Origin of the sequence: Dietzia sp. B19 (genome assembly GCF_014145155.1) — a bacterium.
GTDB classification, from domain to species: Bacteria; Actinomycetota; Actinomycetes; order Mycobacteriales; family Mycobacteriaceae; genus Dietzia; species Dietzia natronolimnaea.
Genome location: NZ_JAALED010000018.1, coordinates 1 through 15,777 on the forward strand (window position 1 = coordinate 1; position 15,777 = coordinate 15,777).

At 69.4% G+C, this 15,777-nt stretch carries 10 protein-coding genes and 2 tRNA genes; 6 read left to right on the forward strand and 6 right to left on the reverse strand.

What is annotated here, in order from left to right; genetic code table 11:
• The first annotated feature begins 74 nt into the window (after nucleotides 1–74).
• On the forward strand, nucleotides 75–5,378 hold the full coding sequence (locus G6020_RS00855; protein ID WP_241732510.1) for a type I polyketide synthase: 5,304 nt from the start codon (nucleotides 75–77) through the stop codon (nucleotides 5,376–5,378).
• A 45-nt stretch (nucleotides 5,379–5,423) separates the two neighbouring features.
• Here the strand turns inward: G6020_RS00855 and G6020_RS00860 are convergent, their stop codons facing one another.
• The 4 genes from G6020_RS00860 to G6020_RS00875 form a co-directional block, all read right to left on the reverse strand.
• Nucleotides 5,424–6,077 (reverse strand): 4'-phosphopantetheinyl transferase superfamily protein, encoded by a 654-nt coding sequence (locus tag G6020_RS00860; protein WP_182609344.1) that lies wholly within the window; start codon nucleotides 6,075–6,077, stop codon nucleotides 5,424–5,426.
• A gap of 8 nt (nucleotides 6,078–6,085) precedes the next feature.
• Nucleotides 6,086–6,886 (reverse strand): metallophosphoesterase, encoded by an 801-nt coding sequence (locus tag G6020_RS00865; protein WP_182609345.1) that lies wholly within the window; start codon nucleotides 6,884–6,886, stop codon nucleotides 6,086–6,088.
• A 63-nt stretch (nucleotides 6,887–6,949) separates the two neighbouring features.
• Nucleotides 6,950–7,912, reverse strand: coding sequence for an MBL fold metallo-hydrolase (locus G6020_RS00870; RefSeq protein ID WP_182609346.1), 963 nt, complete (start codon nucleotides 7,910–7,912; stop codon nucleotides 6,950–6,952).
• 545 nt (nucleotides 7,913–8,457) lie between these two features.
• Nucleotides 8,458–8,531, reverse strand: a tRNA-Gly gene (locus G6020_RS00875).
• A 198-nt stretch (nucleotides 8,532–8,729) separates the two neighbouring features.
• Between G6020_RS00875 and G6020_RS00880 the strand changes: the two genes are divergently transcribed.
• From G6020_RS00880 to clpX, 5 genes are all read left to right on the forward strand, one after another.
• Nucleotides 8,730–8,806 (forward strand) — tRNA-Pro (locus tag G6020_RS00880).
• Nucleotides 8,807–8,856: 50 nt separating this feature from the next.
• Nucleotides 8,857–10,269 carry a trigger factor gene (gene tig / locus G6020_RS00885; RefSeq protein WP_182609347.1) on the forward strand — a complete coding sequence of 471 codons (1,413 nt, stop codon included), beginning with the start codon at nucleotides 8,857–8,859 and terminating at the stop codon, nucleotides 10,267–10,269.
• A gap of 209 nt (nucleotides 10,270–10,478) precedes the next feature.
• Nucleotides 10,479–11,141, forward strand: coding sequence for an ATP-dependent Clp protease proteolytic subunit (locus tag G6020_RS00890; RefSeq protein ID WP_096905796.1), 663 nt, complete (start codon nucleotides 10,479–10,481; stop codon nucleotides 11,139–11,141).
• A 68-nt stretch (nucleotides 11,142–11,209) separates the two neighbouring features.
• Nucleotides 11,210–11,833: an ATP-dependent Clp protease proteolytic subunit gene (locus G6020_RS00895; protein WP_182609348.1), complete on the forward strand. Its 624-nt coding sequence runs from the start codon at nucleotides 11,210–11,212 to the stop codon at nucleotides 11,831–11,833.
• Between the two features lie 146 nt (nucleotides 11,834–11,979).
• Nucleotides 11,980–13,248 carry an ATP-dependent Clp protease ATP-binding subunit ClpX gene (clpX, locus tag G6020_RS00900; RefSeq protein ID WP_182609349.1) on the forward strand — a complete coding sequence of 423 codons (1,269 nt, stop codon included), beginning with the start codon at nucleotides 11,980–11,982 and terminating at the stop codon, nucleotides 13,246–13,248.
• Nucleotides 13,249–13,334: 86 nt separating this feature from the next.
• On the opposite strand, the gene G6020_RS00905 is transcribed toward clpX, so the two are convergent.
• On the reverse strand, nucleotides 13,335–14,630 hold the full coding sequence (locus tag G6020_RS00905) for a benzoate/H(+) symporter BenE family transporter (RefSeq protein ID WP_182609350.1): 1,296 nt from the start codon (nucleotides 14,628–14,630) through the stop codon (nucleotides 13,335–13,337).
• Nucleotides 14,627–15,777: LuxR family transcriptional regulator (locus G6020_RS00910; RefSeq protein WP_241732512.1), on the reverse strand; the 1,151-nt coding region annotated here is incomplete at its 5' end. The genes G6020_RS00905 and G6020_RS00910, both read right to left, overlap by 4 nt.

Here is a 15,777-nt window from a genome sequence, read left to right on the forward strand (position 1 = left end):
CAGACGCCGGGCCCGGTGTCGAGAGCGCCCGGCGGGAGCCGGTCGGCCTCGATCGCGGTGTCGGGGGCGCGGAGTTGGCGATCACCGCGGTCGCCTGCCGGCTGCCCGGCGGGGTCGCCACCCCGGACGAGATGTGGCAGGTGCTCAGCGAGGGCCGCGACCTGGTGGGGGACTTCCCCACCGACAGGGGATGGAATCTCGGTCTGTACAACGAGGACCCGGACGTGTCCGGCACCTTCTATACCCGCGGCGGCGGCTTCCTTGAGGACTCGGCGATGTTCGACGCCGAGTTCTTCGGGGTGTCGCCCAGAGAGGCGGTCACGATCGACCCCCAGCAGAGGCTGCTCCTCGAGACCGCGTGGGAGGTCATCGAGTCGTCCGGGTACTCACCGAATGAACTCCGCGGTTCCCGTACCGGGGTGTACATCGGTGCGAGCTACAACGACTACGGTTCCCGCCCGGTCGCTCCCGGGAGCGAACACGAGGGCTACCTCGCGCTGGGGAGCGCCAGCAGCGTGGCATCCGGGCGGCTCTCGTACACCTTCGGACTCGAGGGACCGGCCGTGACGGTGGACACGGCCTGCTCGTCCTCACTGGTGGCGCTCCAGCTGGCGTGTACCGCGTTGGCGACGGGCTCGTGCGATCGGGCGTTGGTGGGTGGTGCCGCGATCATGAGCACGCTCACCACGTTCGTCGAGTTCAGCAGACAGCGGGCGATGTCACCGGACGGCAGATGCAAGGCGTTCGGCGCCGCAGCGGACGGCGCGGGCTGGGCCGAGGGCGTCGGGATGGTCATGGTCGAGCCACTCGAGACCGCGCGGGCGGCCGGTCGCCCGGTACTGGCGGTGGTCAAGGGGATCGCGGCGAACCAGGACGGTGCCTCGAACGGGCTGACGGCACCGAGCGGTATCGCGCAGCAGAGGGTGATCCACGAGGCGCTTCGTGACGCCGGGGCGGAGGCCGGGGAGGTCGACCTGATCGAGGCCCATGGCACCGGAACGCAGCTGGGCGACCCGATAGAGGCGGAGGCGCTCACCGCCGTGTACGGGGCCGGCCGGGACGAGCCGTTGTGGCTCGGGTCCCTCAAGTCGAACACCGGGCACACCCAGGCTGCCGCGGGGATACTGGCGTTGATCAAGGTCGTCCTCGCGCTGCGTCACGACTGGATGCCCGCCACGTTGCACGCGGACAGCCCCAGCGATTTCATCGACTGGGACAGCACGCCGCTGAGCCTGACCGGTGAGGGTCGACGGTGGCCGCGCCACGGCCGACGGCTGGCGGGTGTGTCCGCCTTCGGTATCTCGGGCACCAATGTGCACGTGATCGTGGGTGATCCGGGGGAGGGGGTCTCGGGGGACGGGTCGACCGGATCCCCGACCACCCAGGCTCCGACCACCCAGGCTGCTACCACCCAGGATCCGACGAGCGCTGGGATGCCCGCCGGGTTGGTGCCGGTACCCGTCGTGGCGCGGTCCCGGGCGCACCTCGTCGAGACCGTCGGGGCGTTGGCCAGGACGACCCGGGGCGCCGATCTGGCCGAACTGGGTGCAGTGGCCAGGGGATTCGGTCGCCGCGCCCACCTGGGCGGCACGCGAGTGCTCCTCCTGCTCGATGAGGACACGGACCTCGTCGAGGTCGCCCGTGCAGTGTCCGCGGGGGAACCACATGACGCGGTGATCGCGGGGTCGGGAGCGGCGGCCACAGACGAGGCGGCCACGTGCTGGGTGTTCAGCGGACAGGGCTCGCAGTGCCCCGGGATGGGGACCGACCTGATGGCCACGGTCCCACGGTTCGCGGAGTCGATGGGCGCCGTGCTCGAGGCGTTCGACGGTCTGCTGGACTTCGACCTGGCCGAGACGATGCGGACCGGGGAGGGTCTCGATCGCACCGAACGCTCGCAACCCGCGATCTTCGCGGTGCAGGTCGCACTGGCCCGCACGTTGCTGGCCACCGGGGTGAAGCCGGCGTCGATGATCGGTCACTCGATCGGCGAGTACGCGGCGCTGCACATCGCCGGCGTGCTCGATCTGCAGGAGGCCTGTCGGTTGGTGGCGGCCCGGGGTCGACTGATGGGTGAACTGCCCGTCGGCGGTGCCATGTGCGCGGTCCGGGCCGGCCGCGAGGACCTCGCCGACCTGCTGGGCGACGAGGTCGTGGTGGCGGTGGAGAACTCCGAGCGGTCGCTCGTGATCTCCGGTCCGTCCGACGAGGTCGACCGGGTCGCCGGTCAGCTCTCGGAGCGGGGCGTGCGGGTCCGCCGACTCGCGGTGAGCCACGCCTTCCACAGTCCGCTGATGGAGCCCATGCTCGCCGAGTTCCGTGACTCCTGCGCGGACGTCGGGCGGACGGCCCCGATCGTCCCGGTGATCTCCACCGTCACGGGTGAGCCGATGGAGTCGGTGGACGGCGACTACCTGGTCCGGCAGGTCCGGGAACCGGTGATCTTCGCCCGCGCGGTGGAAAGCGCCCGCGCCGGCGGCGCGGACGTCTTCCTGGAGATCGGCCCGCGCTCCGTGCTCAGTTCCCAGATAATGGCCGTCCTGGACGATTCCGACGTCGCGATCGGTCCGGTCCAGCGGGAGGACCGGTCAGGGGCGGAGGCGCTGCTCGCCGGGATGGGGATGGCGTGGGTCGCCGGTGCCCCGGTCGACTTCACCGAGTGGTGGGGGCACGGGGAGGTGCGGGTCCCGCCCGTGTCACCCTTCGATCGTCGACGGTACTGGCTGGATGCCGAGGCGTCGGCGGCCGCGGGCGCCGGTGGCCTGGGCCTCGAGGACACCGGGGCCCAGCTGCTCCGCGCACGGATCGACGTGGAGGACCGGATCCTGCTGACCGGATCGTTGAGCGCGCATGACACCCCGTGGAGCGTCGAGCACGTGGTCCGCGGGCGATCCATCGTCCCGGGCACCGCGATGCTCGAGCTGGCCCTGGAGGCGGGCCGTGTCGTGGGCAGGTCCCGGGTGGACGAACTGGTCGTTCTGGCACCTCTGGAGATGCCGTCGGTCGGTGGGGTGTCGATCCGGGTGGTGCTCACCGAGAGCGGCGACGGCTATCGACTCGAGATCTCCTCGACACCCGGCGGGGAGCAGCAGTGGCGGGTGCACGCGGTCGGAGCGCTCTCCGCGGGGACCGGCACGGGTGTCGGTCTCGTTCCCGAGATCACGTTCGCGCAGGTCGACGGCCTGTACGAGCGCATGTCGGAGGGGGGGTTCGACTACGGGACGAGTTATCGCGGTCTCGAGGCCATCGCCCGGACCGGGGACGGGGCCGTGGCGGGCCGGGCCGTGCTGCCCGACACCGTGTCGGACGACCACATGGTCATTCATCCGGCCCTGCTCGATGCCGGTCTGCACACACTGGCCTTCGTCGACCTCGAGGGACTCGGTGAGGGCCTCGTCCCCTTCGCCTTCGAGGACGTCGAGATCGGAGAGACCGACCGTTCCCTCACCGCGCTGCTGACGGTCACCGGGGACGACCGGGTGTCGGTCCGTCTCTACGACTCCTCCGGTGTCCTCTGCGGGCGGATCGGCGGGCTGAGGCTGCGCCCGGCCGACGCCCTCGATTCGCGGGTCCGGATCGCCGGATCGGTGGAGTCGTGGGTCGATCACACACCGGTCGCCCGCTCCCGGCGGCCCGCACCCGTGATGGTCGATCCTGCGGACCCGGGATCCGGACCGCGGGAGGGCGACCGGGTCCTGCGACTCACCCCGACCAGCTCGGACCCGGTTCGCGTGGAGGAGTCCGCGCGGTCGTCGATCGCGGAGCTGCTCCCGTGGGTGCAGTGGGCGGCCCGATCGGACGGCTCGTCGCGGCTGGTGGTCGTCACCACCGACGCCGCGGGCGACCGCCCGGATCTCGGGCACGCCGCCGCTACCGGGCTCGTCCGGACGGCGCAGAGCGAGCACCCCGGGAGGTTCGCAATCGTCCACGCGCAGGGCGACATCGCCGGGGAGCACTGGCCCGACCTGCTCGAACTGACGATGACCGAGCCCGAGATCCGCGTGGACGAGCGGGGGGCGACACGCGTCAGACGCGTCCACCGCGAGTGGATGGAGCCCCGCGCCACGTCTGTCGACCCCGCGCCCGGCGGTCCGGTGACCACCGTGGTCACGGGGGCCTCCGGGGTCCTGGGTCGGTCGCTTGCCGAGCACCTGGGACGCACCGGACAGACGGATTCCCTCCTCCTGTTGTCCCGTCGGGGTCGTACTCCCGAACTGGAGGACGTGGAGCGGGCCATGACCGGGATCGGGGTCCACACCGAGCTGATCGCCTGTGACGTGGCCGATCCCGACCAGGTGTCGAAGGTCTTCGCCGACGCCTCGGCGAACGGTCGGCCGGTGACGGATGTGGTCCACGCCGCCGGTGTCCTCGACGACGCGATAGTCACCGAACTCGATCCCGGGCGGTTCGACCGGGTGCTGCGGACGAAACTGGGTGGGGCGTCGAACGTGTGCAGCGCGATCGATCCGGCCCGCGCCCGATCCGTGGTGTTCTTCTCCTCGGTCGCCGGCGTGTTCGGCGGCTCGGGCCAGGGGAGCTACGCCGCGGCGAACGTCGGTCTCGACGCGCTCGCGCGGACCTGGACGGGGCAGGGGCTGCCGGTCCAGTCGATGGACTGGGGGGTCTGGGAGCAGACGTCCGCGATGACCGCCCAGATCAGCGAGGCCGGCGCGACACGTGTGGCGCGGTCGGGGATTGAGGTGATGACGAACGACCGGGCGCTGGCGTTGTTCGACGAGCTGCGGTCCGCCGATCGCGCGAACGTGATCGCTGCGGACTTCGACGTCGCGCGACTGGCGGAACTCATGGGTGAGGGCGGTCTGCCGAGGGCGTTGGCCGATTTGGTGGAGGACCGGTCACGACCAGGCGTGGAGGTGAGGGCGTCTCTCCGTGACGAACTCTCCGCCGTCGACGCGGTCGAGCGGACGGAGCTGCTCCTGAGGCTCGTGCGTCAGACCGCCGCGCGGGTGATCGGACTGGAGCCCTCCGCTCTGCCGGTGGACGACGGTCTCCTGGACGCCGGTTTCGATTCCCTCACCGCCGTCGAACTGCGCAACCAACTCGCGGCCCGGGCCGAGGTGGCTCTTCCCGCGACCCTGTTGTTCGACTACCCGAGTGTCCGGTCCATCACCACCCACCTCGAGGAGGTCATCGGGGTGGAGACGCTGGTCGGATCCGGGGAGGTCACGGAGGTCGACCTCGACATCGACACCGCCATCGGGGCGTTGGAGCTCTGGCTCGCCGGAGAACCGACGGGGGTGGACGACGCCCGCCGGGGAAGGATCGCCGGGCTCGTCACGAGCCTCGACAGGGCGCTCGGTGGAGACGGTTCGGACGACGAACTGTTCGACCTCATCGAGCAGCAACTCGGGGAGTGAGTGCCGCCCGCTGAGGATGGTCGCTCGACAGCGGAGCGACCCTCCTCAGCGGGGCGGAGCCGGAAGCCACACGGCGGTACCGACCACTCCGTCTCGTACGGACCAGCGACCGTGGAGGGTCTGGACGCGCCGGCCGCCCACCACCGGGCCTTCCACCAGCAGGCGGGCATGGAGACCGCCGTCGGACTCCAGGACGATCTCGGCCTCGTCGAAGTCGAGCCACGTCCTCATCAGCGGGTACCAGACCTTGTACACGCTCTCCTTCGCGCTGAACAGCACGCGGTCGGCGTTCTCGGTCGGCACCCGGCTCAGACCCCTGATCTCGCCGGGTAGTGCGATCGTGTCCACGACGCCATCGGGTAGGGCGGCATCGATCTCGGCGTCGATGCCCAGACCGGCCAGATCCTCGGCGCGGGCCACCGCGGCCGCGCGCAGGCGATCACAGTGGGTCATCGAACCCACGATGCCCGGAGGCCACCGGGGGGCACCGCGTTCCGCCGGGACCATGGACGGGCGCTCGTGCCCCACCTGCGCGAGCGCCAGGCGGGCGCAGTGTCGCACCGTCGTGAACTCGGCCCGGCGTTTCGGCACGGCTCGGACCAGATGCGCGATCTCGTCGGGGAACAGCACCTCGTCCTCGGGGACATTGCCCGTGAACTGTGCAGTGCGCACGGTCGAGGGCAGGAGGAGGTCGAACATGTCGACCATCACGTCCGGCCGGTCAGGATGGTGACGGGACCGGGGCTGTCGGGCCGCTGCTTCCACTCCCGCGGATAACCGACCGACACCTCGTCGAACCGGACCCCGTCGATGTAACTGCGTCGCCGGATGTGGAGGTGTCCGTACACCATTGACCTGACCGGGAACTCCCGGTGCCAGGACGCGGTGAGGCTGGTGCCACACCATGGTGCGATTCCCTGGAAGTAGACGGAATCGACGGGTCGTTGGACGAGCGGGTAGTGGTTGACGAGAATGTACGGGACGTCGGGGTCGGACTGGGTCCGCAGGCGCTGGTAGGTGTCCTCGACACGGTCGCGGCACCATCGGCCGATATCCGGGTACGGGTCGCACTGCAGGAGCGCCACGTCCGTGAGCGGCAACTCCTCCGCTCCGTCCCGAGGCCGGAACGAATGGTCGTAGAGCGTCATCATCGAGGCGATGCGCACGGGTCCCTCGGCGGACTCGAACACCGGGTAGTCGTCCTCCGGGGTCACCACGCCCACCTCGCGGAGCGACCGCACCAGGTGCTCGTAGCGCGCGACCCCGCCGAGGCGGCACTCGTCGTGGGGGGAGGTCCACAGCTCGTGGTTGCCCGGGCACCAGATCACCCGGTCGAACCTCTCCCGCAACGTCCGCAGGGTCTCGATCACCGCGTCCGCCGTCTCGCACACGTCACCCGCGACGATGAGTTGGTCCCCGTCGGACGAGGGGACCAGCCGCTCCAGGAACCGTCTGTTCTCGGGATGGTTGATGTGCAGGTCGCTGATCGCCAGAAGTGCGGGTGTCACGGTGTCTCCCCTCGCCGGTTCGTCCGCGGCGGCGCGGGGGCCGACGCGGTATCGCCTACGACCTCACCTGTCCGTGAAGTGCTTACCGAGAACCCATCCCATGTGGGAGATCAACACGGGAGGCGAGGGCATCTTGTGGGTCGGGTCGATGGCGGCCCACGCATGGTGGACGTTGGCGGCCACCCGCTCCGGGGCCTGCCAGTCCGAGAACCTGGACGCCAGAAAATCCGTCGCGACGGCGGAGATGACCTTTTTCGGTTTCGAATCGTTCTCGAGAGCTCTGCGCACGAGTTCGTGGAGGAGTTCCACGTACTCGCGGGTCACGTCGATGAGTTCCGGCCCGCCGATCGGTCCGTGTCCGGGGATCACGACCTCGGCGTTCAGGCCGGCCAGTCGGTCGAGTGCCTCCAGCCAGGCCGAGGGGGTCTCACCGGCGAGCGGGATGACGCCGGATGCCACCAGATCACCCGCGACGATGGCCCGGTCCTCAGGGATCCAGACCGCGGCGTCTCCACCGGAACGCGCGGCGCCGAGATCGAGGATGTCGGCACGCCTGCCCGAGACATCCACCGTGAGATCACCTGCCAACACCTTGCCGGCGGGGGTGGGAACGATGTCCCCGAACTCGAACCCCTCCGTCAACAGTCGCATCATGACCTTCATGTCCGATGGCATGAGCGACGAGATGCGCCTGACCTGGGCCATCGCGGACGGATCGGACTCGCGCACCAGATCGGCGGCACCGGCCGCAGAGATGATCTCTAGTTCCGAGAAGAGCTGATTGCCACCCGTGTGGTCGGAATCGCCAGAGGTGTTGACGATCACGGAGACGGGCGCATCAGCGGTCAACGAAGCGAATTCGGAGAGCATCCGGTCGGTACCGACGACGTCGTTCAACGTGTCGATCAACAGAGATGACCGCGAGCCCAGAACGAGAGTGGCGTTCCCGAGGCCCCACGTGCCCGGAGGCTGCTGATAGACGCGGATCGCATCGGACACCCTGGTGGTGTGGAACTCGTGTGTCACGTTGTCCTTCTCGGCAGGGATGGCAGGTCGGGTGCATCGCTTCGGAACCGGATCCCAGCTGGCCCGAGCCGATTCGGCCTTCATGCTGACACAGCGCGGGGCGGTGACGGGGTGCCGGCGGAGCCTGTTCGGCCGAGTGACACTTCCGCTTCACCGGCAGGTACGTTCCCCGCCCGAACCGGTCCACATCCGGCCGTGGCGCGGGCCGGATAGTCGAACGCGTGGTGTTCTGCGAGTTGAGCGTCAGGGCAACTCGTGGTTCCCGAACTCGTGGCTCCTGATTCGTCTCCAGGCCAGTGCCCGGATGTGTTCGCAGGCCATTCTCGGGGGGCTGGGGAACGGACCAGCACCGCCGCGGCCACGACCCCGGTTGTCACCCCCCGGACGCAACCGGGGTCGTGGCCTGGCGGTGAGCGCAGGAGTGCGGCGCCGGCTTGGCCGTGGTCGAATCGACCCTAGGTCGATTCAATGGAGTCGCCGTCCCGTTACGACGGGGCGGTCGCTACTACGTCCGGTCGCCACTACGTCCGGTCGCTGCTACTCAGTGGAGCGGGCGACGGGAATCGAACCCGCGTAGCCTGCTTGGAAGGCAGGGGCTTTACCATTAAGCTACGCCCGCATCGACGGCTGACCTGGGAGTTCGTCCCAGATCCGGTCGCGCGGAGACCACACTACCGGACCACTGCGGTGCTCCCAACTCCCGGCTCGCGAACTCGGAATCAATCCCGATCCGGCACTGTCGTACACTGGGCGAGTTGGTTTGGCGGCCCGGCACTTTTTCCGCGTACGGCGCGGGATGGTCGGCCGCGCGACTCACCGGGATGTGGCGCAGCTTGGTAGCGCATCCGCTTTGGGAGCGGAGGGTCGCAGGTTCGAATCCTGTCATCCCGACCAGCGGAGCCCGAGATACCAACCCCACACAAACTTACTAGGAGATCATCACCGTGAAGAGCACTGTCGAGCAGCTGAACCCGACCCGGGTCAAGGTCACGGTGGAGGTGCCGTTCGCGGAGCTCGAGCCGGACTTCGCCAAGGCCTACAAGTCGCTCGCCGGCCAGGTCAACATCCCGGGCTTCCGTCCCGGTAAGGCCCCGGCCAAGCTCCTCGAGTCGCGGATCGGTCGCCCGGCCGTCCTCGAGCAGGTCATCAACGACATGATCCCCGCGCGCTACAGCCAGGCCGTCGACGAGCACGAGCTCGTGGTCCTGGCCCAGCCGGAGATCGAGGTCACCAAGCTCGAGGACAACGACGTCGTGGAGTTCACGGCCGAGGTCGACGTCCGCCCGGAGATCACCCTGCCGAAGTTCGAGGACCTCGAGGTCACCGTCGAGGCGCCCGAGACCGACGACGCCGCCGTCGACGCCGAGCTCGACAACCTCCGCGCCCGCTTCGGCACCCTCAAGGGCGTCGAGCGGGGCGCCACCAAGGGCGACTTCCTGTCCGTGGACCTGGCCGCCACCGTCGACGGCGAGCCGGTCGAGGACGCCTCCACCGAGGGCCTGTCCTACGAGCTCGGCTCGGGCACGCTCATCGAGGGTCTCGACGAGGCCGCCGAGGGTCTCAAGGCCGGCGAGTCCAAGGAGTTCACCTCCTCGCTCGTCGCCGGTGAGCACGCCGGCAAGGAGGCCGTCATCACGGTGACCGTCCAGTCGGTCAAGGAGCGCGAGCTGCCCGAGGCCGACGACGAGTTCGCCCAGATGGCCAGTGAGTTCGACACCCTCGAGGAGCTGCGCGCCGACCTCACGGAGAAGGTCGCCCAGCAGGCCAAGGCCGGCCTCGCGGGCGAGATCCGCGACAAGGTCCTCGACGCGCTGATGGAGGCCACCGACGTCCCCACCCCGGAGGCGGTCGTCGAGTCCGAGGCCCACGCCCAGATGCACCAGCTCATCGACCAGTTCGGTGGCGACGCGTCCATCCTGGACCAGGCGCTGGCCGCCGAGGGCACCGACCGCGAGACCTTCGAGGCCGAGACCCGTGAGGGTGCCGCCCGCGCCATCCGCAGCCAGCTGCTGCTGGATGCCGTCGCCGAGCAGAACTCGACCGATGTCTCGCAGGAGGAGCTCACCCAGCACATCCTGTTCCAGGCCCAGCGCTACGGCATGGACCCCAACCAGTTCGTGCAGCAGATCCAGCAGGCCGGTCAACTCGGCTCGCTGTTCTCCGACGTCCGCCGGTCCAAGGCTCTGGCCGACGTGATCGGCAAGGTCACTGTCAAGGACACCGAGGGCAACGTCGTCGACACCAGCGAGTTCTTCGGCACCGTCGAGGCCGACTCCGCCGACGGCGCCGATGACGCCGAGGCGACCGCGTCCGACGCCGACGAGACGGCAGCGGACGAGAAGGACTCCGACGCCTGATCGTCCCCTGATCGACCCCCGACAGGGCCGGGACCGCACCACGCGGCCCCGGCCCTGTCGTCGTGGCCCCCGCGGACGATGCTGGTGGCCCGACGCTGAGAGCGAACACCCGCCCCGGCGGGACGGTTCCGTCGCCGGTGTTGGTTAGTGTTTGACGTAACGGTTCCCCGGCCACCGGTCGGCCGGGCGCCGCGCTAGCGGTGAAGACGATGAGCGAAGGTAGGTTCCCCGTGGCCCAGAACGGTTCAGCGGCTCAGCCCGGTTCGACGCAGCCCGCACTCAGCTCGCCGGGGTCGCACGGACTCACCCTCGGCGACTCCGTGTACGAGCGCCTCCTGCAGGAGCGGATCATCTTCCTGGGCTCCCAGGTCGACGACGACATCTCCAACCGCCTCTGCGCGCAGATCCTGCTGCTCGCGGCGGAGGACCCCACCCGCGACATCGCGCTGTACATCAACTCGCCCGGTGGTTCCGTGACGGCCGGCATGGCGATCTACGACACGATGCAGTTCGTCGAGTGCGACGTGGCCACCTACGGCATGGGCCTGGCCGCCTCGATGGGTCAGTTTCTGCTGACCGCGGGCACCAAGGGCAAGCGCTACGCCCTGCCGCACGCGAAGATCATGATGCACCAGCCGTCGGCCGGTGTCGGTGGTTCGGCCGCCGACATCGCCATCCAGGCCGAGCAGTACGCCGCCACCAAGCGTGAGATGGCCGAGCTCATCGCCTTCCACACGGGCCAGTCGTTCGAGCAGGTCACCGAGGACTCCGACCGTGACCGCTGGTTCTCCGCCGAGGAGGCCAAGGAGTACGGGTTCGTCGACCACGTGATCTCGCGTGCGTCCCAGACGGGCGGGACCTCGCCGTCGTGATCGAGCCCTCCGCCCACGGGAGCGCTCCCGCAGCCCACCCAGCCCCGCACACCACCACGGAGTCACCGATGACCTCAATGCCGACCTCCCGATACATCCTGCCGTCCTTCGTCGAGCACTCCAGCTACGGAGTCAAGGAGTCCAACCCCTACAACAAGCTCTTCGAGGAGCGCATCATCTTCCTGGGCACCCAGGTCGACGACGCATCGGCGAACGACATCATGGCCCAGCTGCTGGTCCTGGAGGGTCAGGACCCGGACCGCGACATCACCATGTACATCAACTCGCCGGGTGGCTCGTTCACCTCGCTCATGGCGATCTACGACACCATGCAGTACGTGCGGCCGGACATCGTGACGGTCTGCCTCGGCCAGGCCGCGTCGGCCGCCGCCGTGCTGCTCGCGGCGGGCACCAAGGGCAAGCGGGCCGCGCTGCCCAACGCCCGCGTGCTCATCCACCAGCCGGCCACCGGCGGCATCCAGGGCCAGGTCTCCGACCTCGAGATCCAGGCCGCGGAGATCGAGCGGATGCGTCGCCTCATGGAGACCACGCTGGCGCGGCACACCGGTCACGACGCGGAGAAGATCCGCAAGGACACCGATCGCGACAAAATCCTCACGGCCGCGGAGGCCAAGGACTACGGGATCATCGACACCGTGTTCGACTACCGCAAGCTGTCGACGACCAACTGACGTCCGGGCGGCGCGCCGTAGTGGGTAGCGGTGCGCCGTCAGGTCCAATGAACTGATCGCGCGGGGGTCGGATTTGTCGTCCCTCCCGCGTACCGTCGACTACGGGGTGTGAATCCGGGCCCCTGGAATGCGAGGACGTAGAACTCATGGCACGTGTGGGTGAGAGCGGCGACCTGTTGAAGTGTTCCTTCTGTGGGAAGAGCCAGAAGCAGGTCAAGAAGCTGATCGCCGGTCCCGGGGTCTACATCTGTGACGAGTGCATCGAGCTGTGCAACGAGATCATCGAATCCGAGGTCGAGGACTCGCAGGACTCGGCACTCGACGAGCTCCCCAAGCCGTCGGAGATCCACGCCTTCCTCGACGAGTACGTGGTGGGACAGGACGCCGCCAAGCGGAACCTGGCGGTGGCCGTCTACAACCACTACAAGCGCATCCGCGTGGGGGCCTCCCTCGGTCGCGGTGACGCCGTCGAGTTGGCCAAGTCCAACATCCTCATGTTGGGTCCGACCGGGTGTGGCAAGACGTATCTCGCCCAGACGCTGGCCAAGATGCTCAACGTCCCGTTCGCCATCGCCGACGCCACCGCGCTGACCGAGGCCGGTTACGTCGGTGAGGACGTGGAGAACATCCTCCTCAAGCTCATCCAGGCCGCGGACTACGACACCAAGCGTGCCGAGATGGGCATCATCTACATCGACGAGGTCGACAAGATCGCCCGCAAGGCCGAGAATCCGTCGATCACCCGCGACGTGTCCGGCGAGGGCGTGCAGCAGGCGCTGCTGAAGATCCTCGAGGGCACCCAGGCGTCGGTGCCCCCGCAGGGGGGCCGTAAGCACCCGCACCAGGAATTCATCCAGATCGACACGTCCAACGTGCTGTTCATCGTCGCCGGGGCCTTTCAGGGCCTGGAGAAGATCGTCGGTGACCGCGTGGGTCGCAAGGGGATGGGCTTCGGAGCCGAGGTGGCCAGCAAGAGCGCACTCGACACCACCGAGAACTTCGCGGAGGTCATGCCCGAGGATCTGGTCAAGTACGGGCTGATCCCCGAGTTCATCGGGCGTCTGCCGGTCGTGGCGACCGTGACGAGTCTGGATCGCGAGGCGTTGGTCAACATTCTCAGCGAGCCCAAGAACGCGCTCGTCAAGCAGTACGCCAGGCTCTTCGAGATGGACGGCGTCGAGCTGGAGTTCACCCCGGACGCCCTCGAGGCCGTGGCCGATCAGGCGATCCTGAGGGGTACCGGTGCGCGTGGCCTGCGCGCCATCATGGAGGAGGTCCTCCTCCCGGTCATGTACGACATCCCCGGACGCGACGACGTCGCGCGCGTGGTGGTCACCGGCGAGACGGTGCGCCACAACGTGCTGCCGACGATCGTCCCGTTCTCCGACTCCGAGCCCCGGGAGAAGTCGGCCTAGGTTCCACCGCCGAGCCCGGTCAACGGGTGGTTCGACCCAGGGGTGCCCCTTCCACGGGGGCGCCCCTGGGTCGTGCCGGGGGCGTGTCAGGTCGTGGTGTGGCGCTCCAGCAGTGCCGACACCGCCAAGCCCAGGACGATGCCCCAGAACGGGGCGGAGATCCCGAGTAGGGACACGTCGGCCACCGTCACCAGCAGGCACACCAGCGGCCCCAACGCGCGGTCTGTTCGGAACGCCGTGACGAACGCCGACTGCAGCGGCGCCAGCATCGCCAGGCCGCCGAGCGCCGCGACGAAGGCGGCCGGAGTCCCGACCATGAGACCGACGAACGCGGGGGAGAGCACCCCCACGACCAGGGCGAGCCCGCCCGTGCCGATCGCGGCCGCGTAGTGACGGCGGGGTTCGCCGGACGAGACGAGCAGCGCGTTGGTCGGTCCGGTCAGGCAGGTGGAGACCGCGCCGATCGCGGAGACCAGCAGTGACCAGGTCCCGCAGGCCACGGCGCAGGCGTTGACCGGCGGATGGTGCCCCTTGGCACGCAGTACCCCGACCCCCTGGCCGTTCTGGACGACGAGCACGGTGATGGCCAGGGGGACCACCAACTCGGTGAGGCCGCGAAGGGTGAACTCCGGCGCCTGCACCATGGGGACGGCGAACAGCCCGTCGTCGAGGACTCCACGGGACAGCCCGCCGTCGAGTATCACCGCGATGATCCCCACCAGCATCGCGGCGAGGATGGGCGGGATCACCCGGGCCACCCGCGGGACGGCCCCGACGGCGAGGAACGCCAGCACCATCGGCAGGGCCACGGCGGCGGAGGCCCACACCGCGTCGACCAGGCCGAGGCCGAACCGGAGGAACACCCCGGCCACCATGGCCATGATCAGGGGCATCGGGATCCAGTCCATGACCCTGCGGGCGATCCCACTGAGGCCGACGAGCAGGATCACCACACCGGTGACGACGTAGGCGCCGAGCACCTCCGACCACCGCAGATGCCCGAGCGAGTTGCCCACGATCACGGTGCCGGGGATCGTCCAGAAGAACGCCAACGGTGTCCGGTAGACCCAGCTCATGAGGATGGTGAGGACACCGTTGGCGAAGAACACCCCGAAGATCCACGACGACAGTTCCTGCGGGGACAGCCCGCCCTGCTCGCCCGCGGCCAGTATTACGGCGACGGGGCCGGTCGCGGAGAAGATCAGCGCGATGAGGGCGTTGGCGCATTCGCGTGGGCCCAGGTCGGCGAGAACCTGCCGCGGCGAGGGCCGGCGGTGGTGGGGGAGCTCGACCGGGAACGGCGCGGCGGTCCCGGAGTGACCTCCTGACGGGGCGACGGTGTCCCGTCTCCGCCCGCCGGTCGGGGTGTTGTCGACGGTCATGGGACTCCTGTGTCGGCGGGGTCGGGCCCGAACGGGTGGCGGGACCTGGCGACGTGGGCCGCCAGCTCGGTGCGGCCGTTGATCCCGAGCTTCGAGTAGATGCGGGTGAGGTGGTACTGGATCGTCTTGACACTGAGGTACAGCTCCTCGGCGGCCTGGGCGTTGGTGCGCCCGGCCGCGACGAGGGTGGCCACGGCCCGTTCCTGCGGGGTGAGTGTGGAGTTGCCGACCGCTCGGGCCACGTCGACGCCACCGGCACGGCGCTCCCTCTCGCAGCGCTCGACGTAGGCGTGCGCGCCGAGTTGCTCGTAGAGGTCGCGGGCGGTCCCGAGGGCGAGGTGCGCCTCGCGGCGTCGTCCGGCCCGTCGCAGGGTCTGGCCGAAGCCGAAGTGCATCTGCGCGGAGTAGTACGGCATCGCCAGACCGTCGAGGTACTCCAGGCTCCGGTGGAAGATGCGGGAACACTCCTCCACATCCCCGCGGACGGCGGCGATCCGGGAACGGACGGCGCCGAGTCTGGCCTGGGTGGACCGGTGCCCCAGCTCCGCGGCGCGTTGTTCCGGCGGCCCGATGAGCGTCTCCGCGTCCTCGAGCCGACCGGCCAGGACGAGGGAGTGGGCGTAGAGATCGTGCCACGGCCAGAACCCCGGTTGATCGATGTCGAGCCGGAGGGACAGTGCGTGCAATGGCTCGGCGGCACGTCGCACCGAGGTGTAGTCGCCGGCGGCGGCCGCGACCTGCATGCGACCCATCGCCGAGGGGATGATCTGCACGGGGTAGGCGTCCGCGGTGGTGGTGAGCTGCCTCAGGTGTGCGGCCGCCCCGAGGTGGTCGCCGCGCATGGACCTGATGACGGCACCGGACCAGTGGATCACGGGGGCCAACAGGTCGAGTTCGAGGTCGTCGAGACGTCGCGCGGCGGTGTCGACGACCCGGAGCGCCTCGTCCCAGTCCCCCCGGAGGAGATGGGTGCGCGCGAGCCACGCCTGCGCCCACAGTGAGATCCGGGCGGAACCGGAGACGTCGGCCGTCGGCACGGCCGAACCGAGGCGGCGGCGGGCCGTCTCGAGATCGTCGTGGGCGAGCGCGATCCACCCGGAGGCCATCTCGAAGCGCTGGGCCACGGCAGGGGCGAGCGCGCCGAGCC

Excerpts from the sequence above, each read along its gene's own strand:
- G6020_RS00905 (WP_182609350.1), bottom strand. The coding sequence starts at position 14,630 with ATGACCGTCGACAACACCCCGACCGGCGGGCGGAGACGGGACACCGTC.
- clpX (WP_182609349.1), top strand. The coding sequence starts at position 11,980 with ATGGCACGTGTGGGTGAGAGCGGCGACCTGTTGAAGTGTTCCTTCTGT.
- G6020_RS00890 (WP_096905796.1), top strand. The coding sequence starts at position 10,479 with ATGAGCGAAGGTAGGTTCCCCGTGGCCCAGAACGGTTCAGCGGCTCAG.
- G6020_RS00895 (WP_182609348.1), top strand. The coding sequence starts at position 11,210 with ATGACCTCAATGCCGACCTCCCGATACATCCTGCCGTCCTTCGTCGAG.
- G6020_RS00860 (WP_182609344.1), bottom strand. The coding sequence starts at position 6,077 with ATGTTCGACCTCCTCCTGCCCTCGACCGTGCGCACTGCACAGTTCACG.